The sequence below is a fragment of the Paenibacillus sp. LX16 genome (assembly GCF_036252815.1).
GTDB lineage: Bacteria > Bacillota > Bacilli > Paenibacillales > Paenibacillaceae > Paenibacillus > Paenibacillus polymyxa_B.
Genome location: NZ_CP141152.1, coordinates 1,747,649 through 1,769,256 on the forward strand (window position 1 = coordinate 1,747,649; position 21,608 = coordinate 1,769,256).

At 42.8% G+C, this 21,608-nt stretch carries 20 protein-coding genes and 1 pseudogene; 15 read left to right on the top strand and 6 right to left on the bottom strand.

Annotated elements, in window-relative coordinates; translation table 11 throughout:
* Positions 1–16: 16 nt before the first annotated feature.
* Positions 17–1,606 carry an amidohydrolase gene (locus T3H97_RS08005; protein WP_328802209.1) on the top strand — a complete coding sequence of 530 codons (1,590 nt, stop codon included), beginning with the start codon at positions 17–19 and terminating at the stop codon, positions 1,604–1,606.
* 69 nt (positions 1,607–1,675) lie between these two features.
* On the opposite strand, the gene T3H97_RS08010 is transcribed toward T3H97_RS08005, so the two are convergent.
* The 3 genes from T3H97_RS08010 to T3H97_RS08020 form a co-directional block, all read right to left on the bottom strand.
* Positions 1,676–3,301, bottom strand: a complete 1,626-nt coding sequence (locus T3H97_RS08010) for an S-layer homology domain-containing protein (RefSeq protein ID WP_328802210.1) — start codon at positions 3,299–3,301, stop codon at positions 1,676–1,678.
* Positions 3,302–3,458: 157 nt separating this feature from the next.
* Positions 3,459–4,310, bottom strand: coding sequence for a DegV family protein (locus tag T3H97_RS08015; RefSeq protein WP_013309494.1), 852 nt, complete (start codon positions 4,308–4,310; stop codon positions 3,459–3,461).
* A gap of 32 nt (positions 4,311–4,342) precedes the next feature.
* Complete coding sequence (locus T3H97_RS08020) at positions 4,343–4,816, bottom strand: hypothetical protein (protein WP_025723971.1); 474 nt, start codon at positions 4,814–4,816, stop codon at positions 4,343–4,345.
* Between the two features lie 219 nt (positions 4,817–5,035).
* On the opposite strand from T3H97_RS08020, the gene T3H97_RS08025 reads away from it, so the two are divergent.
* Positions 5,036–5,419 (top strand): DUF423 domain-containing protein, encoded by a 384-nt coding sequence (locus T3H97_RS08025; RefSeq protein ID WP_328802211.1) that lies wholly within the window; start codon positions 5,036–5,038, stop codon positions 5,417–5,419.
* A gap of 105 nt (positions 5,420–5,524) precedes the next feature.
* On the opposite strand, the gene T3H97_RS08030 is transcribed toward T3H97_RS08025, so the two are convergent.
* The 3 genes from T3H97_RS08030 to infC all read right to left on the bottom strand — a co-directional run bounded on the left by T3H97_RS08030 (position 5,525) and on the right by infC (position 7,851).
* A complete protein-coding gene (locus T3H97_RS08030; RefSeq protein ID WP_103048183.1) occupies positions 5,525–6,073 on the bottom strand; it encodes a hypothetical protein in 549 nt (182 codons plus the stop codon).
* Positions 6,074–6,507: 434 nt separating this feature from the next.
* On the bottom strand, positions 6,508–7,278 hold the full coding sequence (locus tag T3H97_RS08035) for an ANT(4')-I family aminoglycoside nucleotidyltransferase (protein ID WP_328802212.1): 771 nt from the start codon (positions 7,276–7,278) through the stop codon (positions 6,508–6,510).
* A gap of 60 nt (positions 7,279–7,338) precedes the next feature.
* The gene (gene infC / locus T3H97_RS08040) at positions 7,339–7,851 is read right to left on the bottom strand and encodes a translation initiation factor IF-3 (RefSeq protein ID WP_328802213.1); all 513 of its coding nucleotides are present in this window, start codon (positions 7,849–7,851) and stop codon (positions 7,339–7,341) included.
* Between the two features lie 167 nt (positions 7,852–8,018).
* Between infC and T3H97_RS08045 the strand changes: the two genes are divergently transcribed.
* The 13 genes and pseudogenes from T3H97_RS08045 (at position 8,019) to T3H97_RS08105 (ending at position 21,408) form a co-directional block, all read left to right on the top strand.
* On the top strand, positions 8,019–9,014 hold the full coding sequence (locus T3H97_RS08045) for an ABC transporter substrate-binding protein (RefSeq protein ID WP_328802214.1): 996 nt from the start codon (positions 8,019–8,021) through the stop codon (positions 9,012–9,014).
* Positions 9,011–11,059 carry an iron ABC transporter permease gene (locus tag T3H97_RS08050; protein WP_328802215.1) on the top strand — a complete coding sequence of 683 codons (2,049 nt, stop codon included), beginning with the start codon at positions 9,011–9,013 and terminating at the stop codon, positions 11,057–11,059. Before T3H97_RS08045 ends, T3H97_RS08050 begins: the two co-directional genes overlap by 4 nt.
* 130 nt (positions 11,060–11,189) lie before the next feature.
* Positions 11,190–11,501, top strand: coding sequence for an ArsR/SmtB family transcription factor (locus T3H97_RS08055; RefSeq protein ID WP_023987858.1), 312 nt, complete (start codon positions 11,190–11,192; stop codon positions 11,499–11,501).
* 76 nt (positions 11,502–11,577) lie between these two features.
* Positions 11,578–12,753 carry an MFS transporter gene (locus tag T3H97_RS08060; RefSeq protein WP_328802216.1) on the top strand — a complete coding sequence of 392 codons (1,176 nt, stop codon included), beginning with the start codon at positions 11,578–11,580 and terminating at the stop codon, positions 12,751–12,753.
* 234 nt (positions 12,754–12,987) lie between these two features.
* Positions 12,988–13,509 carry a hypothetical protein gene (locus T3H97_RS08065; RefSeq protein ID WP_328802217.1) on the top strand — a complete coding sequence of 174 codons (522 nt, stop codon included), beginning with the start codon at positions 12,988–12,990 and terminating at the stop codon, positions 13,507–13,509.
* 98 nt (positions 13,510–13,607) lie between these two features.
* Positions 13,608–14,282 carry a VOC family protein gene (locus T3H97_RS08070; RefSeq protein ID WP_328802218.1) on the top strand — a complete coding sequence of 225 codons (675 nt, stop codon included), beginning with the start codon at positions 13,608–13,610 and terminating at the stop codon, positions 14,280–14,282.
* Between the two features lie 80 nt (positions 14,283–14,362).
* Positions 14,363–14,818, top strand: coding sequence for a GNAT family N-acetyltransferase (locus tag T3H97_RS08075; RefSeq protein WP_328802219.1), 456 nt, complete (start codon positions 14,363–14,365; stop codon positions 14,816–14,818).
* Between the two features lie 223 nt (positions 14,819–15,041).
* Positions 15,042–16,373 (top strand): helix-turn-helix domain-containing protein, encoded by a 1,332-nt coding sequence (locus T3H97_RS08080; protein WP_328802802.1) that lies wholly within the window; start codon positions 15,042–15,044, stop codon positions 16,371–16,373.
* Between the two features lie 434 nt (positions 16,374–16,807).
* The gene (locus T3H97_RS08085; protein WP_328802220.1) at positions 16,808–18,178 is read left to right on the top strand and encodes a helix-turn-helix domain-containing protein; all 1,371 of its coding nucleotides are present in this window, start codon (positions 16,808–16,810) and stop codon (positions 18,176–18,178) included.
* 471 nt (positions 18,179–18,649) lie between these two features.
* A pseudogene (locus tag T3H97_RS08090) lies at positions 18,650–19,479 on the top strand (WXG100 family type VII secretion target); the annotation flags it as partial.
* A 341-nt stretch (positions 19,480–19,820) separates the two neighbouring features.
* Positions 19,821–20,063, top strand: coding sequence for a DUF1871 family protein (locus T3H97_RS08095; protein WP_061831882.1), 243 nt, complete (start codon positions 19,821–19,823; stop codon positions 20,061–20,063).
* 196 nt (positions 20,064–20,259) lie between these two features.
* Entirely contained in the window at positions 20,260–20,667 is a 408-nt protein-coding gene (locus T3H97_RS08100) for a hypothetical protein (RefSeq protein WP_328802221.1), read from the top strand.
* 195 nt (positions 20,668–20,862) lie between these two features.
* Positions 20,863–21,408 (top strand): hypothetical protein, encoded by a 546-nt coding sequence (locus T3H97_RS08105; protein WP_328802222.1) that lies wholly within the window; start codon positions 20,863–20,865, stop codon positions 21,406–21,408.
* Positions 21,409–21,608 lie beyond the last annotated feature (200 nt).

Genomic DNA, 21,608 nt, shown 5'->3' on the forward strand with positions numbered 1-21,608 from the left:
AAGGAGATGAGTGGCGTTGACATTCGTTTTGTTCAAGCACGGCCGGTTGTATGGGGAGTGGGCTTCCAAAGGAGACTCCATCGTTGTACAGCATGGACGGATACAGGCCATCGGGTATGCTCGGGAGCTTGAATTACAGTTGTCCGGTAAGGAATATGAAACTGTGGATTGGGAAGACGCCTATGTACTGCCAGGCTTAACCGATTCACATATGCATTTGTCTATGCATGGTATGAAGCTGGCTATGCTGGATTTAACATCAGCTACCTCCAAGGAAGAGATGCTGGCTATGCTGCGCAAACGGGTCGCTGTAACACCGCCGGGAGAATGGATTTTAGGACTCAACTGGAATGAAAATGCGTTTATTCCTGTTGAAATACCGGATATAGCCGAGCTGGATGCCATTACAGATCAGCATCCGGTATATCTCACTCGTACGTGCTTTCATACGTTCTTGGCCAATTCAGAGGCATTTCGGCGTGCAGGTATTAGCGAGGACACCCCTGACCCGGCTTCGGGAGCCTATGGACGAGACGCAGATGGACGGTTGAACGGATTAATTTATGAGGAAGCATCCTTTGCCTTTACTAGCGTGCAGCCAGAGCCGGATTATTCGGTTAAGAAGGACACGATTCGGCGGGCTTGCCTGGATGCGCTACGGCTTGGTCTGACTGCTGCACACACGGAAGATTTACGTTTTTTAGGCAGCGTGGAGACGATGCAACGAATTTATAGGGAGTTGAGGGAAGAAGGTCTTGCTTTTCGCACACACCAGCTCATCTATCATCCATTTATGGAAGAAGCGAAAGTGCAAGGGCTGCGTGCAGGTACCGGAAATGAGTGGTTTAAAATCGGTGCGATTAAAATGTTTGCCGATGGCGCTATTGGTGGAAGAACGGCATTATTGTCTGAACCTTATAGTGATGCTCCACATACCTGCGGAATGGCGATTCAACCGCAGCCAGAGCTGAATCAGATGGTCGCAGCTGCCAGGGCCGCAGGCTTTCCGGTGGCTGTACATGCTATAGGGGATGGGGCAGCGCACATGATTTTGACGGCGATGGAGGCCCATGTGCTCACGGAGGAAAGCGGTTTGCCAGATCGCCTGATCCATGGACAGGTGCTTAGGAGGGATTTGGTCAAGAGAATGGCGAAGTTGCCGCTGATTGCGGACATCCAGCCCCGTTTTGTCGCAAGTGACTTCCCTTGGGTACTGGATCGGGTCGGGAAAGAACGGACTGAATATTTATATGCCTGGAAAAAGCTGCTGGAAGCAGGCATTCCATGTGCTGGAGGTAGTGACGCGCCGATTGAGCCGTTAAACCCTTTTCTTGGTATTCATGCGGCAGTGACTCGCGCCAAGCCGGAAAAAATGCATGAGGGCTATCTTCCCGCTGAAAAGCTGGATGTACATGAAGCCATTCGTTTGTTTACCACGGGAAGCGCAGTAGCAGCCGGTGAAGCTGATGAAAGAGGGACGATAGCTGAAGGGAAAGCCGCTGACTTTACAGTCATTGACCGTGGTGTATCGGAAAGCCCGCAAGCTTTACTTGACGTTAAGGTACGAATGACAGTTGTAAACGGGAAAGTTGCATATCGGTCATAGGCTGGTGATAAGTATGTATGCCAAAAGCCTTCAACTTCACTTTTCATGTGAGGTTGAAGGCTTTGTATTTTATAAACCACGCTGTATAAATCGGTCTGCGTTTTTTACACTGGACCACAGATCAGAGCTTGCTCCGCCCGGATACCAGTAGGCGAAGCCAGCAAACCCAGCATCCTGCCCCAAGCGATACTTACGAGTGAAGGATCGTCCTTCCTCAAGCCAAAGCTTATGAAGCTGTGTGTCTTTGTAAGACACGGTATACTGCTGAATATCCTCATTCCAGATTGGTTTGGAGACGGAACGGGATACTAGCTGGTTTTGCTGATCTAGTGATATATCAGAGGAAGCGATTGAATGTCCGCTAGCGTTAAGCGTCCAGTTCCGTGTAAATAATGGCAACGCCAAGATCGCTTTCTCCGGATAGGTGGTTTGTACAAAACGCCGCACGCTTTCACGAAGCCATGGCAGTGAGGACACAGAGCCGGGGATCGAGCTACCTCCCCAATGCTCGTCATATCCCATCAGGATCAGATAGTCTGCCGCAGCACCAAGCTGTTTATAATCAAAGGCGGCAGTCCAGTCCGTTCCGTAATCAGGAGATACACAAATCGCCAGTACCGCATTCTGACTCTTCAACTTAGCTTTTAATTGTTGGACGAACAATGTTAAATTGGCACGATCCTGACCATCTACATTTTCAAAATCAATGACAAGTCCGTTCAAACCGTAAACAGATACGGCGTTGGCAAGCTGAGTTATAGTTTTATTCCGTAGAACCTCACTGGATAGAATTTGGTGCGTCAGCACCAGGTTGGAACGGTTGCCTACCATAGCCCAGATATTTTTATGATGCTGTTTGGCCCAGGTGAGCAGCGAAGAATTGGTATAGTCGCTTATACTACCTGTTTCATTTAGAAAAAACCAACGTGGTGACAGGGTGTTGATGTTGGATTGGAGCACCGTATTTTCAAACTGCTGAACGGTTTGATCATATTGCCAGCCTAGTCGGATGGAAGAAGCAGTGGAAGCAGTTTGGTTAGCATGCTTAGTTGAATACGTTAGCAGACGCTCCAGCAATGCCGCTGTTTCTTCGCGGGTTAGAGAGGATGCTGGACGAAAATAGTTACTTTCACCTTTCATAAAGCCGTAACGATTTACGGTGGTTACCGCATCAAGAGCCCAATCTGCAATTTCCCCAGTATCTGTGAAGGAGGAAGTAGCATCTCCTGATCCGTCCGAAGAGCGGATGAGACGTGCGATCATTAAGGCCGCTTCTTGTCGGGTTATAGGACTATTAGGTTGGAATGTGGCAGAAGTTCCCCCCTGAACGATATTGAGTTGAGAAGCCGCTTCAATCCATCCATAGTACCACGTCTTTTTGGCAACATCTCGGTAGGAGGAAACGGCCGCTTGTACAGGCTCCAGACCAAGTGTGCGGTCCAGTGCGGTAACCCATTCGGCTCTGGTAACGGCCTTTTTAGGAGAGAAGTAACCAGGTTGTGTACCGTTCAAAATTCCTTTAGCGTGCAGGGAAATAATAGACTGATAGGCATAGCTGTGTGCAATATCTTGGAATGCAGCGCCAGATGCTGCTGCCGGAGCAGCTAAGTATGAAGTGAATGTTGTGAATATTGTGATGGCTGCAGTTGCTGAAAGGGTGAGCCTGGTTAACCAACGTGATCGTTTGGAACTCATACCAAATAACCTTCTTTTTTATGATAGATTGTAGATTCATATATTGTTACTCGACGAATAATACTATCAAAAAGAGGAAAGTTATTCATTGCTAAATTGCTGGAAAAACACCAAAAAACCCGCTACCTATGCGGCAACGGGTTTGATATTGGATAAACTATGCTTTTTTGGCATACATAATACCGATAGTCTGTGGACCACAATGACTGGAAATGACACAGCCTGCTGTCGTTAGCAGTACCTCTTGTGCGTTCGTTTCTTCTTTCAAACGAGCTTGCAGCATCAGCGCATCTTCCTCGGCCAAAGCGTGCACGACAATAATGATATCGTTATCCATCTGATCTCGTTGATTCAGAGCGTTTTGCAGCATCTGATCCAGTGCTTTTTCACGTTTGCCGCGGACTTTGTAGGCAGGCGTCATTTTTCCGTCAATCACTTTGATCACCGGACGAATTTTGAGCAGACTGCCGATCAGGTTTTGCATGCCTGAGCATCTTCCGCCTTTATACAGGTATTCAAGTGTATCAATGACAAATTCCGTGTCTATTAAAGGCCTGGTTTTTGTCAACATGTCTACAATCTGCTCTATCGTATTGCCGTTGGCTGCCGCACGAGCAGCTTTCATCACAAGCAGGCCAAAGCCGCACGACAAATTCAAGGAATCAAAAACCGTAATGCGGCCTTCCGGAAATTCGGAGGCAGCGAGTAGCGCATTCTGGTACGTCGATGATAGCTCGGAAGACAGACTGATATATAAAATGTCGTCCCCTTGTTCTATGTAGGGCGCAAAGGCTTGAATAAAATCCGACGGAGAAGGTGCGGCGGTACGCGGTAAATGTCCCTCGCGGCTTACACGTTGAAATAATTGTTCTGGGTGAATGTTTACACCATCCTGCAATGCTTCATCACCAAATACTGTATACAATGGCACAATGCTAATATCGTACTGTTGGCGCCAGTGAGCAGGAATATCACTGGTACTGTCGGCAAAAATTTTAATTTTGTTCATACATTGAATCCTCTCTGTGTGATGCAGAAAAATTATAAAGATTGCACGGAGGAAGGATAGATATCCGCTGTGCTATTCGGAACGGAAAGACCGATGGCAAGAAGTGCAATAAAGCCCACAATAATAAGTGCATTAATGATTAAGCCTGTAATAGCGAAGGTTTTCTTACGGTTTTTTAACGCAATTCCAATGATACCGACCACAAGTCCGCTACAATTCAGCAACAGGCTGCCTAAAAAAATAAAAGGAAGCAGTACCGTTCCGGTTTGCTGCAGAGCGACTTCAGGGTTCATCGTTTGGTATTGGCCGAAATGAGCCAGCAGATTAATAACCATAATAGCCAGAATAATATATCCGATCAGGCTGACAAGCGACATAATAAAAGAAGCAATTCCGGGACCAGAATGTTTGAGCTTGACCGGAGGCTGGAACACAGGAGTTTCTGAAAAAACAGGGTGCTCCTCAGACGCAGCAGGTTTTTGCAAATTAGGATCTTGGTAACTCATTTTTTCAACTCCTTGAACATAGTCCGAACAGGTACTAATTTTCCACAAAATAAACAAAAAAGCAAGCCACCCTACACATTACCCTTCAAAAGATAGGGTCTAATCATCCAATTCTGTATGCGGTCTGTTCACACACGCTGGCTGGTAAACTTCATACGGTTTCGATAAAATAAGAAGAACATTCGGCTAAAAGGATGAGATGAAAAGGAGTACACAAACATGCAACGAAAATGGATATTTATGGGTTCTATAATGATGATGTTGGCGGTAGCCATTGGAGCGTTCGGGGCACATATTGTGAAAGCCCGGATCGACGCGGATGCTTTGGCCGTGTATGAAACAGGTGTGAAATATCATATGATTCACGCTGTCGGTTTGCTGATCATTGCGTTGGCTGCCGGACAGTGGGGTCCTTCCAACCGTTTAAGATGGGCAGCGCGTCTGTTATTGACGGGTATCATTTTGTTTTCTGGTAGCTTGTATGTGCTAAGTTTGACCGGAATCCGTGTGCTGGGGGCTATTACCCCTCTAGGAGGCGTGTGTTTTATTGCAGGATGGATATTGCTGGCATGGGCTGCCATGGGTCTTAAGAAAGAGGATTAGAGCTCTTTTCGGATAATGCAAAAAAAGAGAATGGACAAGAAAGACGTATGTTTTTCCTGACCGTTCTCTTTTTTCATGCTTCGTTTTTTTGTGAAGTATTTACATTTACGATGTGATTTCATCGATCTCATTCATTTTAAAGGAGTACACTTGCTTCTCATCTACATGATACACACTCAGCAGGCTATTATCATGATCCAGGTTGAGGATGCGGCAAGGAATGCTGCGCTGTCCGCCATAGCGGTTCACGATTAACCGTACAAGCGTATTATCATGTATATAGCGTTTGATCCATTCATACGTACTAAGGTCTTGTTGTGTTGCAGGCTTTGGCTGTACGTGGGATTGTTTGATCTCTTGAACGACTGGTGGCTTGTTCGTAATTGCGGCTGATTTCTTTTTAGAGAATTTTTCCGCGAGCGTAGCGGCTGCATCAGATGGGCTATTCACGGCTGACTGTTTTTTTAGGTACAGTGCAGCTTCAATTAAATTGCCAAGTTCGATACCGGATTGAATCCGGCTATCCGCAATTTGTTCATTTTGGCTCAAGAGATTAAGCAGGAACTGAAGGGCCTCAACGTTCGAACGGCCTTTAACTAATACATCTACATTAAATAAATAACTGGTTTCGTCTTGATTTGATTCCTTTTTCATACATCCTCCAGCCCAAGCCATGGGTAATTAGTCTTTTATAGTACCTATCAATATATCATTAAAACGTAATCTATCATAGTGCCTAAGGCCCTGTTGTTGGATATTAACAAAAATAAAATCTATATAAAGCCCTATGCGTAAAATTTTCTCAGAGTACACTGGAATTGTACATTTTTGCATGTGCACACGAATGAGGACAGTATGTGAGCATCGGATATAGATAAGCAAGCCAGAGCTACATATACAGAGAATAAAGGAGGGAGGGGGTGAAATCAAGTAATTTAAATTTTAAATATATTACAATGGGAAAATATAACGAAGCAGTCTCATCCATCCAGAAGAAAAGTAAAATCCCCCTTAATGAAAGGGGGACTTGGCCTATCAAAAACATGATAAATTATAGTAAGCGCAATTAAAGCAAATTTTAATTTCGATTAAAAGGGGATTCGTTGTGATTGAATAAGGTAGTCATGTTCGAATGCCCAACTCACAAGACCACTCCAGAAATCTTCACAGGCTGAAATGATCGTCGCTGGTTCAGCTAAATCTCCAGACATGACCAGCTTAACGATATGATCAAATCCTTCTGGACGACTCGGCAGTTCCAGGGCCTCCGGTAGAACCATTGAACCCGTTGAGAAAAGCTTCTGATTGTGCAACCCAACTAACATAGCCCCATATTGGGCAAACTGCATTACCAGATACGGTAAGTAGGTATGAGGACCATGTACACGGATATTTCTAAGCTTTCCTATAAACTCGTACATTTCACCTACAAGCACTTCGTTGATGGCATGCCTGAAATCTTCCTTTGTTGGGGATTCGGCCGCTTCCTTTAATATAGAAAAAAAGCCTTTAGGATCATACAGACGAAGTGGGGAAAAGAAGGGTCCATGTGTCAACGGCCAATCGCCCTCAACAGTAGAGGCAATTTTAAGAAGAATGTCTGAACTACAGACGTTCACCTCAGCCTTCCAGGGGCCCGCCGACCATTCATGACTAAATTCTACGGGGCCGTTTGATTCACTCAGTACACAAAACATTTCAATATCCGAGAAAGGGCCGTCAGTACCTTTGGCAACAGATCCATAGACCCCTATAGCCAGAATTTTGTCTCTGTATACTTCATGTAACCTCGCAGCTATTTCGTGGCAAGTCTGAAGTCTCTCACTTCGAGAAATGTTGACAGGTCCATTCATATCCATTAGTGATCTCCCTCTGTTTCTTACGGTCTAAGTGACTTGTCCAATTTACGGATTCGCCATTTAGCGCGGGTTTAATTTCACTTGCGAGCCCTTGCCGCCCGTCTGGATTCCAGTTTCCTTCATCCCGGCTTCCTTCAGATCAACTAGTAGCCGCTCTAATACCGCTTTGGCGACGGGGGCTTCTTTTGCTCCAGACGCTTTAACGACCAACTGCACCGGTTTGCCGGAACGCAGATGTTTGTCTGCCTGACGCAGCTTCGTGTCGTAATCATGTTCCTCAATATGAGCAGTGAAGCGAAGCTCCTTGACCTTTTCTTTGCCGCTGTTTTTTGCGGCTCGGCCGACATTTTTGCTTGCTGCGGTTTCTTTTTGCGCCAGCGCTTTTCCTTTGCCCTTTGCGACCAAGCTACAGGGCGGTGGACTGCTCATGAGTGAGGTGCAGACCAGGTCCACCCCTTGGGATCGGGCCATAGCCAAGGCTTCTGACTTGGAGACAACGCCGAGCTTCTCTCCCGCGAGTCCAGTGAGTACCACTTCATCAGCTTTAATTTGCTCGTTGATTAATACTGCCACGTAAATGTGCCTCCCTTAAACAATGATAAAGCTATCATATACGGAACCTATTTGTGATTCAATTTTAGATTTATCCGTATTGACAAAAGTCACTAACCCCTATAATCTTTTACTGATAATGATTATCATTTTCCGATGCAATATACATACAGGGGTGATTGAGAGAAATGAAAAAGATGTTGAATAGCCTATTATTATTTGTAGTTTTTACTATTGTATTGGCGGGCTGCGGTGCAGCTGGGGATAGCTCGAAGACGGAAGGTACTGCAGGGTCTGAGCAGACATCCACAACGGCTGGTCCGGTTACGGTTAAGGACGACCACGGGGAAGTCAAACTGGACAAGCCAGCGGAACGTGTCGTGGTACTCGAATGGACGTTTACCGAGGACCTCATTGCACTTGGCGTACAGCCGGTCGGCAATGCAGACAATGAAAACTACAAGCTGTGGGTAACACCGGAGGCGAAGCTGGCTGATACCGTAACTGATATCGGCACACGGGGCGAACCGAATCTAGAAGCGATTGCGGCGCTTAAGCCGGATCTTATTATCTCCAACGCCGATAACAATGCAGCGATCTATGCACAGCTTAAGGGGATAGCACCGACAATAGAATTCGATCCTTACAAGGGGAACGGCTATGATTACGACCGTATGGTCGAAATTTTCAAGCAAGTCGCTGTGGCTACCGGAAAAACGGAACAGGCTGATAAGGTCCTAAGCGAACTTGACCAGCACTATGTAGATGCAAAGACTACATTGGAGAAGGCGGGCAAAGCAGACTTTCACTATGCGCTGACACAGGCCTTTACAGCTCAAAATGCTGCCAGTTTGCGAATGTTCAAAGAAAATTCGGTTGTAGTGGGAACGCTTGCGAAAATCGGCATGGTGAACGACTGGAAGTCGGACAAGACCGAGAAATACGGGTTTAGCACCGTTGGCATTGAAGCTCTTCCAACTGTGCAGGACAGCAATTTTATCTATATTACGCAAAAGACGGACGATGTATTTGGAGCCGCGATGAAGAACAACTCGGTATGGAACGGGCTGAACTTTGTCAAAGAAAAACGGACCTACCCACTGGACGGTACAACATGGACGTTCGGCGGTCCTATCTCATCCAAAGTACTGGTTGATCAGGTAGTCGGAGCTCTGACGAAATGACCCGAGCAGGCACAACGGGTTTATCGAAGACTTGGCGTGTAGGAAGCATCTTTGGGGGCGGATTGCTCGTCCTCATCGTGCTTTTTTTTGTAAGCTTGTGTTATGGAGAGGCTTTGATCCCGCTTCACACGGTAATTGAGGCGTTGACCCAGCGTCAGGATACGCTTGAACATAACATGGTGTGGGATCTCCGGATGCCGCGTACGGTCATTGGAATCCTGGCTGGTGGTGCGCTGGCCATCGCTGGTGCTTTGCTCCAGGCCATCACCAAAAATCCGCTGGCGGCTTCTGATACACTAGGAATTAACGCTGGTGCCTACTTTGTAGTCGTCCTTGGCGCGGTGATGTTTCCCGGATTGCTGCATCAGGCGCCGTTTCTATTTGCTGCTGTCGGCGGCCTGCTGGCAGCGGTACTCGCTTACTTCATGGGCGGGGGACGAGCTGGAAGTCCGATCCGGTTGGCGCTTGCCGGCTTGATTGTATCCATGGTTCTCGGTTCGTTTACCGGAGCTTTGCATATCTTTTATTCATTTGAAACCCAGGGACTTTTTCTCTGGGGTTCTGGCTCGCTTGTGCAAAACGACTGGAGCGGGACGACTTACGCCTGGCCCTGGGTTGTAGGACTCTCGGTCATTGCCGTTCTGCTGTCAAGGCAGTTTGATGTCCTGGATCTGGATGAGTCCACATCCACGTCACTCGGACAGAAGGTTAGTTTGACCCGGGCGGTGGGAATTGTATTGGCTGTCCTGCTGTCGACCATTACAGTCAGCGTCATTGGACCCATTGGTTTTGTGGGTTTGGTAGCTCCGCATTTGGTGCGCTTAAGCGGTCTAAAAATGCATCGTTGGGTGCTGCCCGGTTCCTTCCTGTGGGGGGCATTGCTGTTGACGGGTGCTGACGTGCTGGCGAAAATGGTCCACCAATCAAGCATGGATCTGCCGACCGGAGCAGTGATGGCCTTGATTGGGGCTCCTTGGTTAATTTGGCTGATTCTTTGGAAGATGAAGCTGCCTTCTGGTATTAGTGGGCAATCTTCCATGAACATAGGTGTGCGCTCTCGGAAATTACCGTTTGGCAGGCTGGTCACGTTGTTTGGGTGCGGTGCCGTGCTGTTGATCATATTCAGCCTGATGTTTGGAGGGATGCGAATTCCTGTCGGCGATCTATTGTCCGGCCTGTTCGGCGGTGAGAGCGCAAATTTGGCCTTGCTGCAGTTTAGAATTCCGCGCACGCTGGTGGCAGCCGGGGCTGGTATCGCGCTTGCGGTCAGTGGTGTCTTGATTCAATTAGCCGTTCGTAATCCCTTGGCGGATGCCTCGATCATTGGTGTTTCTTCAGGGGCTGGCTTTGGCGCGCTTGCAGTGATTATCGTTTGGCCTGGGCTGCCTGTTTATATGCTGCCCATCGCGGCGATTGCCGGAGCGACGGTGTCGGCGGCGGTGATCTTCTTTTTATCATGGAACAAGCACCTAAACCCGTCTGTGGTCATCCTACTTGGGATTGCCGTATCAGCAATCGGAGCAGCCGGCATTCAGGTACTGATTATCCAAGGCTCGCTTTGGGGCAGTACAGGCTATATTTGGCTGACGGGTAGTACCTACGCTCGAAACTGGGGGCAGGTAATGACGATTCTGGCCTTTCTGCTCGTGTTGTTGCCAATAGCCTGGTGGCTAGCTCGCCGCTTCGATCTTTTGGTATTTGACGATAGCAGCGCCATGGGACTGGGACTTCCGGTGCGTCGCACCCGGCTGCTGGCGATGGCAGTGGGTGTGCTGCTGGCGGGCGGAGCGGTAGCCTGTGTAGGTACAATTGGTTTCATCGGGCTGATTGCTCCGCATATCGTGCGTACGTTGATTGGGCACCATGTACGCCGCTCCATTGTTCTGTCGAGCATCTTGGGAGCAGTAATGCTGGTGCTGGCTGATACGATTGGCCGGACAGTGCTTGCGCCGACCGAAATTCCTTCCGGATTGCTGATCGCACTGATTGGTGCACCGTATTTCCTGTACTTGATGTATCGCTCCAATAAGAGTAAGTCAGTGTAGTTGAATATGTACTTAAACAGGCTGTTTCCCAGCGGATTTTCCGTGGGGAAGCAGCCTTTATTATTAATTTTTCAACGTAATCATTGGACTTTATATTTACAAATCTAATAAAATAGATATAATGTTTTATATGGAACCGTCATTGATTTATAAAGCATTGTCAAACGAAACTCGTCGTCTAATTATGTTGTGGTTAAAAAAACCAGAAGAGTTTTTTGATGAACAAGCTTATCTAAAACAAGGGCTTAATTTTCAAATTGGTGTATGTGTGGGAGATATTCAGGCTAAAGCAGGACTTGCGCAGTCTGTGATTTCAAGTTATTTATTAACGATGCAAAAATCCGGTTTGTTAGAGTCTGAGCGTATTGGGAAGTGGACGTACTATCGTCGGAATGAAAAAACAATCCGGGAATTTGCCGAGTACGTTCAAAAGGAACTATAAACAGAAAGGAGGTTTTTTTTCACATTACATATCTACAAATCTGTATATATAATTAAATTGGAGGCTTATACTTAAAATGAAAAAGGTTAACCCGTTACTTATTATCATTCTGGCTTTAGGCGTATTCGGCATTATTACAACGGAAATGGGGATTATAGGCGTTCTTCCTCAAGTAACTCAAAAATTCAATGTATCAGCTGCCCAGGCGGGTTGGCTCGTTAGTATATTTTCTTTAGTTGTTGCCCTTTCAGGTCCGTTCTTGACCTTACTCGTTTCCGGCATGAATCGTAAAGTCATTCTATTAACCGCTGTATTCAGTTTTGTCATCTCCAATATAGTCTATGCCTATACCACCCATTTTGAGGTCATGCTCATTTTTCGTGTTCTTCCTGCTATCTTTCATCCTGTCTTTTTTTCGGTCGCTCTCGTGACTGCATCGCATCTTGTCCCCCCTGAAAAGAGTAGTAAAGCCGTCACCAAGGTTTTCGCTGGAATTACGGTAGGATTTGCGTTTGGCGTGCCTTTGACTTCCTATCTTGCTGAAAAGATATCGTTAGAAGCTGCTTTCTTATTTGGTGCTGTCGTAAGCATGATTGCATTTGTAGGAATACTCGTATGGCTTCCTTCCCTGCCCGTTCAGGAAAAGATGTCTTATGGCAAACAGCTTGGTATATTACGTAAACCTCAATTGTGGTTCAACATTGTGACTGTTATTTTTATCTTTGCAGCTATGTTTTCGGTGTATAGCTACTTTGCCGAATATCTTGGACAAGTAACTCTTATGAACGGGTCATGGATCAGTATGATGTTGATGGTATTTGGAATCATTATGATTTTTGGAAACTTTTTATTTGGAGGATTATTACATAAAAATCTGACAAAGACCGTTATCATGTTTCCTTTGCTATATATGGTCATTTACGCATTCACTTATGCTCTGGGTGCTTCTTTCCTACCGATGATTGTGGTTGTGCTCATTTGGGGGGCCGTGCATTCTGGGGGGCTTATTATTAGTCAAACATGGTTAACCACGGAAGCGAAGGAAGCTCCAGAGTTTGGTAATAGCCTGTTTGTCTCATTTTCTAATCTAGGTATTACGATGGGAGCTGCTATAGGCGGGTGGTTTATCTCTCACTTGGGAATACACCAGCTCATCTGGAGCGGACTGATGTTTGCACTGCTAGCGTTCGTATCTATGATTATAAAAATAAAAATGTTCAATTCGAATGCAGCGGAAGCCAGCGTGCGTTAAAATATGGAGAGACATTAGAAAAGTACTCTACAAGATGACCATAAAATGATGCATGGGGTGATGTTGATTGCATATCGTATGGACTTCGATCTTAATGACATTCGTAATCGTTAGCGGGATCTTGGCGTTGCTCATCTGGGGAGTGATATCCTTAATTAAGCGTTTTCGCTGATCGCAATGAGGGAGTAGACATCTCTATGTGTTGAATTTATATTATCTAACTGGGAGGAATAGATGAGTATTCGAATGTATCACGATCTGGAGGCTCCATTGGAAGAGGAAATTTGGACTCTTGGAGAGGAAGCTGCTCATACACTCCCATTAGATAGCAACTTGGCCGAAGAAAAGGCACAGAGGGCTTGGGATCTAATACCCGAGCCTAAGCATACATGGGGCATCACAGGTGTAACCTTGCATCAATACGTTCAAATTCTCAATTATAACGGGCATACTCAGCGATCAGTAGAGCTTTTAAATGAGGAGATTTTAGATTTGGAAGGTACAGGGCACCGAATTATACATGCTGAACCTTATATTCAGATGGCGGAAACACTTCTTCATCAGAGCAATCCTGTATTAGCTCATAAATATCTCCAGAAGGCATACTTGATTGGAAGTGCAAGAGCATTTCGGGACCAGCCCAAGCTTTATCTCGAAATGGCAAAAAGTAAAGCTCTGGATGAACAGGATATATTACTTCGATTTAAGGCATTGGATGTGAATGCCAAACTTCTAAGCGATTTAAAGGATAATTAATAACCAATGTAATGACCTCATACAGTCTGAGATAAAATGCTGATCTGGATACGACGGACTAATGGGCTTCAATATTATTTATGGGGAGGATCAATGCATTGAAATTAAAAGAAGTGCTCTTAGGCACCCACAGTTTCGAAGCAATGAAAGCTTTTTACGCCTCTCTCTTGGGTTTGCAGGTTGTGGAGGAAGGTCCTTCGCGGTTGTCGTTTCAAGTAGGGGAATCGGTTCTTGCTTTTCAGGAATCCTCCCACATGGAAAATGAGTTTTACCATATTGCCTTTACGATTCCAACGAATAAATTCATAGAAGCAAAACAGTGGGCCATCGACCGTGGGATTTCATTGATTTCAAGACCCCAAGAAGATGAGTTTTTTTTCGAAAACTGGAATGCAACAGCGCTTTACTTCTATGATCCGGATCATAACCTTGTCGAGTTCATCGCTCACCATACACTCAACAACGCAGTCACTGAAGCTTTCGGGCCCCACTCTCTACTTCGTATAAGCGAGATCGGTCTTCCTGTCGATGATGTCTCCGAAGTATCTAGGATAATCACCGAAACGTTCCAACTTGATTCATGGGGAGGGGCTGGACAGGAATTCGCGCCGCTAGGGGATGTGGAAGGTTCCTTTATTATCATAGACAAACAGCGGCCTTGGTTTCCTGATGATAGACTTCCAAGCGTGTTCAGCATCCGTGTCTTGATTGAAGCTCCATGCTCTGCCCGTCTTTCGCTTCACAATGGTTTGTATGAATTGAGATCAAACTGATTTAGGGCTTCCCCGGATTTCTGGAATAAAGCCTACACAAGGGGGAAATCCGGGGCCATAATACATTCAGGAGATAATATATGAATATTAGACTACTTAATTCAAAAGAAAAATATCCAATAGAGCTCTTGTTACTAGCTGATCCTTCGCACCAACTTGTTGAGGAATATTTAAAAAGAGGGCAGTGTTATGTAGCAGAAATTGACCATCAAATTGTGGGAGTCTATGTTCTTTTACCTACAAGACCCGAAACAATTGAGGTGGTGAATATTGCAGTAGCGGAAGTCATGCATGGTAAAAGGATTGGGAGACAATTAGTAACCCATGCCATTGAAACAGCCCGGACACAAGGCTATAAAACGTTAGAAATTGGTACAGGAAACTCTAGCATTGGACAATTAGCTCTCTACCAAAAATGTGGTTTCAGAATTGTGGGTGTAGATCTAGATTTCTTTGTCAGACATAACTATCTAGAAGAAATTTATGAAAATGGCATACAGTGTAGAGATATGATTCGTATGTCTCAGGATTTATAGAGCCTAATTTTCTTTGCAAACCCTTCAAAGGTATCTTAAGTAAGGTTCTGAAAGGTATATGATATTGTGCCAAAAGATGGTACAATGAATTGCGGAAAGGCTATACAATCATTGGATTGCAATAGTCCTTTTTTAATGAGCTGATATCCTAATAAGTTCCTGATAAGGGGTGGTTACTTTGTACAACACAACAACCACGATACTCACAGAGATAGCAAAACATATGAGAGATAATGATTTAATCCTAAGTGATTTAGCTAGAGCAGCGGAAATGAATCCGGGCACCATGAGCAGTATTATTAATGGGAACCGCACACTTTCAGTGGATCAGTTAGATCGAATTACACAAGCGATGGGCTACCCCGTTGGTTACTACTATGAACGCTATGTGTCTGAGTATTTAGCAGAGGCTAATCCGAACTGGCGTCGTATGAGTCCTTTCATACATAATTGTGCAAAATTGAATAAACTGGACTGTATTCATGAAGTTGTTAATTTATTGATGGATAAGTTAGGCTATTCAGAATCTTTATTTGAGCTTGCGGAAGAACTATTTCATGAAAAAATGTATCAAGCGGCAACCATACTTTATGAAAATGTGGCTGTAAGTGAGAAAAAGCAATATTCAGAACGTCTGGCTATGTGTCAGTACCGTTTGTTCCATACAAGGCAAGGAGATAATCAAGAGAAAAACTATGAAGCAGCCGTTCAATTTGAAATATACGTTGATCGACTAGATGAGATAGAACAGTTAGATGCATTAAAAGATCTGGCGAATACATACCGTTCATTACGAAAATGGGACAAAGTAGAATTATTCGCTAAAGCTCTGGGAGACAAGGCAAAAATTCAATATAACATGGAGCAACAACGGCATCCTTCCAAGAAAGAAAATGCAAAGAAACCAAGCTTTCCTCTGTTTGCTTATTGGGCTTTTTCTCATTTACTTCGTGCAGAAGTTTGTGAAGCTCATAAAGATTATCAGAAGGCACTTCAACATACGTACAAATATGGTGATTTAAGTTGGGTGAAAGAAACCGATGAAGTCACTTCAGAATGGAAAATGAGATATAAAGAATGGTCTAAAGCCAATACTTATGTAAATAAACTTCACGCTGGTGAAATTGGTGTTCTGGCTGATTATGTAACATTTTTTTCTTCGAGGAAAGAAGAGTTACTTTCGGGACTAGATAACATACTTGAAGCTGCTAACCGATATCATTTAAATGTTGATAATATTCTAAATCAATTTCAAACCGAAATTTTAGCTTTGCTGGATATACCTGAGTGTGTAGGTACGTACAATCATCAATTAGTTATAGAACGTTATGTCCATTTCACACATGAATTAGCGGTTTACTACTTTAACAAAAGTAATTTTGCAAATGGCTTTACTTTTTTGTTAAATTGTTTGGAAAAATCTACATCAATCAATAATAAGTCGTATATAATTAAGTGTGTAAAACTGTATGAGTTCTACCAGGAGTGTGCAGCATCTGAGACGAAGACAGCATATAGAAATATAATTAATGAGGTGGATAATGATGAAACGTAAAGTAATTCTATCTTTTCTAGTTACTAGTTTTATACTAGTAGTAGTAGTTCCCCATCTTCAGTATCAAGACAAAGGGTCTATTTATGAGCCCACTGGACAACACGGAGGAATGTGAGAATAAAAAGGTCTCCAGTATAGGACACAATAGAACCTAAAAATATACTATTATTAAGTGGTTAGATGGAATGATCCGTCTAGCCTTTTTATTGCGTATTTTGCTGTATATAAGCAATATGAGGAAATCTTCTTTTGAGAAATATATGTAAAAAGTGCAAAAATGTAATGTGTGTTGTTGTAACAACTGAAGGGTGTATGGCTTTGTTCTAAAAGACAGGTACAATTACGGGTTATAAAGTAATTTTACTAACTGTTTCTCATTACATGGTTTAATTATGTATCATATGCCGAGTCTACGTTGAAAGGGTGGTTTATCTATGGAGATCACACCTACGATTAGAGCAGAAGTTCAAACCTATCTGATAAGAAAAAGCTTAACCATGACCGAGTTTGGCCACATGATTGATTTGAATGTAGGAACAGTTAGTGGCATTGTGACGGGCAACCGGTCTATTTCTGTTCACCAGCTAGATCGTATCACTATGGGAATGGATTTACCACCGGATTATTTTTATGAACGTTATATTGATGAATGTATTGAGGAAGAACCGCTCAACTGGCGAAGAATCAGTCCTTTTTTATACCGCTGCGTGGAGCTAGGACGACTTGATTGCTTGCGAAGAGTTGTAGGTATGTTGCTAGATAATCCTGTTTACCTTCCTTCACTTTTTGAAGTAGCCGAGGATTCTTTTAAAAAGGGTAATACTGGAGCAGCGGCGTTCCTTTATGAAAACGTGTCAGAAGGGGAAAAGTATCGGTATTCAGAACGATTGGCGGTTTGCCAGTATCGATTGTTTACGATTCGTATTGGAGACGATCAAGAGAAAAACTATGATGCAGCCATTCAATTTGAGCCTTACATTGAGCGGTTAGATGAGGTAGATCAGCTTGATGCACTAAGAGCGTTGGTGAATACATATCGTTCTTTACGAAAATGGGCTAAATTGGATGACTTCGCCAAAGCGTTAGGGAATAAAGCTAAAATACAATACAAAATTGATCAACAGCATCATGAAAATAATGAACACACAAAGAAGCCGCTTTACCCTCCATTTGTCTACTGGGCATTTTCGCATTTAATACGTGCTGAAGTTTGTGATGCTCATAAAGATTATGAGACAGCACTCCAACATATTCAGAGATATGCCGATTTAAGCTGGGTAGAAGAGAAAGATGAAACAACTCTAGAATGGAAAAATCAATTTAAAGAATGGGCAACTGCTAATATTTATGTGAATAGGCTTATGTCAGGCGACTTAAGTGTAATTCCTGATTATGTTGCTTATTTCTCTTCAAAGAAAGATGAAATACTCCCTGCAATAGATAATATAATCGAGGCGGCTAATCGATATAATATTAATGTAGATCACATCCTTGAATTGTTTGAAACAGAAATTCAATCTTTTTTGAATGAACAAAATCAGGTAGGCGTATATACTCAACAAATTAGTTCAGAACGTTTTACTCATTTATCAAGGGGATTGGCAATCTATCATTTGCGTAAAGGGAAGTTTTCAGAAGGCTTCACATTTTTGTGTAGCTGTTTGGAAAAGTCTGCTGAAGCTAATAATAGAATACAAGCAATTAGATGTATGAGGTTGTTTACACATTTTAAAGAACATGCATCTGCTCACACGAAGGAAGTCTATGGAAATCTGATTAAAGCGGTTAACGAAGATGAAGAGTAAGCTGATTAAACTATTCTCAAAAAGGTTAGATGGAATGATCCGTCTAGCCTTTTTAATATATATAATATTTATAAGTGCATTGTTGAGCTAGAAAGGATTTATGGTAATCAAAAATAGAAATAACCAGACGATGATAGGGAGGTAAATAACTTTAATCTCTTTGCCAGAACACAAGCTGATATCATTCAGGAACTTGGCATCACAAAATACAGCTACATAATTACAAGAAACTCCTGGCACGGATTCCTGGGTTACAGGGTATGGTCAGGTTAGGGAATTGAAAGCTAATAGTGCTACGTTGGCCCATGTATCTTATAACAAGGGACTATGATACTTTAGATATAAAAGTCTGTTTATTTCAGTTCAAATGTCACATGGATTAAAAGTAAATAACAGGATAGCAGATGGATTTCCCTAAATCACCCCTTCTGATAAGATTATTTCCATCAAAATTAAAGTGGGCGTGGTAGAATGGGGAAAATATTAGTTCCACCTGACAAACTGATGGAAGTTGCTGATCAGTTCTTACACGGAAAGCATGAAATGGAACGTACGTATGCTGAATTTTTTGAGTGGACGAATTGATTTTGTCCAACAAGGCTGGTCTGGAGCCACTCAAGAGAGATTTTTTCAGGAATTTCAGGTTTCTCGACAATCCATGAGTGTGACAATTGAACGACTATCGACAGTAGCACAAGAACTTATTTTTATTTCAAAAAACTTTACACAGGTGGACGGGGAGAAAGTCGTACTGGATGTGCCGTGGCTAGGAGCTCCTGTTAAAACGGCATCCACAGGTGAAGGTTGGTTACATAAAATCTTTGAACAAATTGGAAAAGCTGAGATCACCAAGGCTGAAGCTCAATTGGAAGCTAGCAAACTTCAAGGAGAAATCCTTTGGGATACTGCACAGGGAGCAAAAGGAGCTATTCAGGGAAATTTGACATTGGGGATGCTGCCAGATAAAGACCGTCACTATGATCATCCCATGGCAGCTAAAGTAGGTGAAATTCTCGGTCACGTAGCTACGACATTGCAGGGAGCTGGTGAGGTAGTAGCTGGATTAGGTGGAGAAGGATTATCAGTTGCTGTTTCATCTACAGGTGTAGGGAGTATAATCGGAGTACCCGGATTAATTGGATCGGCAGCTTTGGCGGCGCATGGAGCTACAACTGCGGTTAAAAGTGCAAAAGGAGTAGGAGAAAGCTCAGCAGAATTGTGGCAGATGGCGAAGGGAGAAGGTGGAGGCTCATCAAAATCCACTCCTTCTTCGGGAGCTAAGGCAGAAAGTATACCTCACACTCAGGGAAAAGGTGAAACTGCACAGATTGGTGACACTTTTGGAAAGTCAGGGACACTGGTTGAGAATCCGGGAACACAAATAAATTGGTCTAATTCTTCAAATCATGCTTTAGAAAGAATGCAAGAGCGAGGCGTAACAAAAGAAATGGCAGATTCTTGGGTGGAAAATGGGAAGGCCCTTTCCCAGAATAATGGTAGTAAGCATTTGTTTTTTTCAAAAGAAGGTGCTGCTGTAGTTGCTAACGATGGGACACTTGTTACAGTTATTCCTAAGAGTAAGTATGATGATGCATATAAAGCACTATCTAAATCGTTATTTGGAGAGTAGGAGTGTATAGAAATGAACGATGATATTGTACAAATGATTAATGAATGGAACCCAGTCGAAATATATCCTCTATTAGAAGATGAATATTATTCAGAAATACGTAGAATCCATGAAAAAAGTAAGGAAACAAACTCTGTTGAAGAATTAGCAGAGCAGATTCATTTTGTATTCGCTCAATCTTTTAAAAAGGAATTCGATAAAAGTATTGAAGAATGTCGGTTAATCGCTGAAAAGATAATTAATGTTACAAAATAATTTATTTTTGAGCTTGCTTCCTTAACAATAAAAATGGGAGTAAGCTTTCTCCATCTGAGCTTGCTACAAGCAACTCCTATAACGGATAGAGCGCACAAATTAAAATAGGAAGAAAGTATTTGGGTACTGACAGGAATTTGTATAGGAACAATCAGCAAAATATTACCCATATACCAGTGGATCTTGGGAAGTAAACATGAATTTGAATGAAATTAAACAATTGCCTGATGTTATGTCTAAAGAACAGTTAGAGTCATATATTATTCAATATTTAGACTCCATTGAAAATTTAGAGAAATTAAATATTCTTGAAACGTTGGAATGTTTTTCGGAATTTGCTGACAGGAAGACTTATACTTACGAATTGTTAAGTGATTCGTTGAGAAAAAGATTAGACAGCTTTCTCCAGAAAATATGGAATGATACATCTTCAGAGATAGTAGATGTATATTCTTCAGTTGTTGTTAATCTGAACTTAAAAAATAGCTATAACTTGATGAAAGAATCTTTAAACAAAGATTTGGATGAAGATGTAAGGGAAATCATCGAGGAAACTGTAGATGAAATTGGTGAAGATATAGAGGTTCCATTTAAAATAAACTAATATGTGAGAGTTCAGAGCTAAGTTCCAAATGCTTGCAAAAGTATTTAATGGATTTTGATTATTATTTGTTTTGCATTTCTACTATAATCATTCTAACGCTTCCCTAGAAATATCATGATAATAAAATAAGACATATTGCCTATTCCCTTCATTTCCCTTATGATAATTGTACTATTACCAGACAAGGGGATACATATGAAGAAAGCAATTCTACTATTATTAATGATTGTTGTTTTAATTCCATCACAAGTATTGGCAGCAACATCTACAAAAGCAATGTCAACAAGCGAAATCGAAAAATTATACTTTGAGAATTACAAAGATCGTGTAAAAGAAATTAAAGTTGCACAAAAAAAACTTAATGTTGCTCTGGGGGCAGAAGTTCGTGAGCTAACTCAGAGATTAAACCAAGCATCTGCACGTTATAAAAATGAAGTGAAAAATAAGTCTAGTAAAGCGGTAATAGCTCAATCCAAGGCTGACTGCGATAAATTAAAGAAGCAGCTCAGCGTGGCTAAAGTGGAACTAAATAAAACAGTTAAAAATTACAAAAAAGAAAGTGAACAAGCATTAAAGGATATTGCAAATCAGAAAGCAGACCTTATAAAATTCATTAAGAATCACACAGCAGGAAAAGATAAACTTACTGAGTCTCAATTTAGCAAACAAGTTAATGGAGATATTATGTCGATTGACGGCTCATTTACTGGCATTTTAAAAATGTTGACGGAAGCTGAATAATGGCGAGTAGAGGCAGCAGGTATCACCTGTTGTCTTTTTAATTTAGGCTTAGAATGGAAGTTATTGTTGGAGACTTTGGATTGCTGTGGAATGGGGACAAAGAGGATATATGGATGAAATAAATTTGTTCGTTTTTATATAATGAAGTACGATTAGTGAGGAGAAAAATTTATGAATCGTAAGTTTTTTATCATGGCTTT

What these genes read in the sequence shown, in the direction of transcription:
- T3H97_RS08010 (WP_328802210.1), bottom strand. Translation starts at nt 3,301, where the DNA reads ATGAGTTCCAAACGATCACGTTGGTTAACCAGGCTCACCCTTTCAGCA.
- T3H97_RS08015 (WP_013309494.1), bottom strand. Translation starts at nt 4,310, where the DNA reads ATGAACAAAATTAAAATTTTTGCCGACAGTACCAGTGATATTCCTGCT.
- T3H97_RS08020 (WP_025723971.1), bottom strand. Translation starts at nt 4,816, where the DNA reads ATGAGTTACCAAGATCCTAATTTGCAAAAACCTGCTGCGTCTGAGGAG.
- T3H97_RS08025 (WP_328802211.1), top strand. Translation starts at nt 5,036, where the DNA reads ATGCAACGAAAATGGATATTTATGGGTTCTATAATGATGATGTTGGCG.
- T3H97_RS08030 (WP_103048183.1), bottom strand. Translation starts at nt 6,073, where the DNA reads ATGAAAAAGGAATCAAATCAAGACGAAACCAGTTATTTATTTAATGTA.
- T3H97_RS08035 (WP_328802212.1), bottom strand. Translation starts at nt 7,278, where the DNA reads ATGGATATGAATGGACCTGTCAACATTTCTCGAAGTGAGAGACTTCAG.
- T3H97_RS08045 (WP_328802214.1), top strand. Translation starts at nt 8,019, where the DNA reads ATGAAAAAGATGTTGAATAGCCTATTATTATTTGTAGTTTTTACTATT.
- T3H97_RS08050 (WP_328802215.1), top strand. Translation starts at nt 9,011, where the DNA reads ATGACCCGAGCAGGCACAACGGGTTTATCGAAGACTTGGCGTGTAGGA.
- T3H97_RS08055 (WP_023987858.1), top strand. Translation starts at nt 11,190, where the DNA reads ATGGAACCGTCATTGATTTATAAAGCATTGTCAAACGAAACTCGTCGT.
- T3H97_RS08060 (WP_328802216.1), top strand. Translation starts at nt 11,578, where the DNA reads ATGAAAAAGGTTAACCCGTTACTTATTATCATTCTGGCTTTAGGCGTA.
- T3H97_RS08065 (WP_328802217.1), top strand. Translation starts at nt 12,988, where the DNA reads ATGAGTATTCGAATGTATCACGATCTGGAGGCTCCATTGGAAGAGGAA.
- T3H97_RS08075 (WP_328802219.1), top strand. Translation starts at nt 14,363, where the DNA reads ATGAATATTAGACTACTTAATTCAAAAGAAAAATATCCAATAGAGCTC.
- T3H97_RS08080 (WP_328802802.1), top strand. Translation starts at nt 15,042, where the DNA reads ATGAGAGATAATGATTTAATCCTAAGTGATTTAGCTAGAGCAGCGGAA.
- T3H97_RS08085 (WP_328802220.1), top strand. Translation starts at nt 16,808, where the DNA reads ATGGAGATCACACCTACGATTAGAGCAGAAGTTCAAACCTATCTGATA.
- T3H97_RS08095 (WP_061831882.1), top strand. Translation starts at nt 19,821, where the DNA reads ATGAACGATGATATTGTACAAATGATTAATGAATGGAACCCAGTCGAA.
- T3H97_RS08100 (WP_328802221.1), top strand. Translation starts at nt 20,260, where the DNA reads ATGAATTTGAATGAAATTAAACAATTGCCTGATGTTATGTCTAAAGAA.
- T3H97_RS08105 (WP_328802222.1), top strand. Translation starts at nt 20,863, where the DNA reads ATGAAGAAAGCAATTCTACTATTATTAATGATTGTTGTTTTAATTCCA.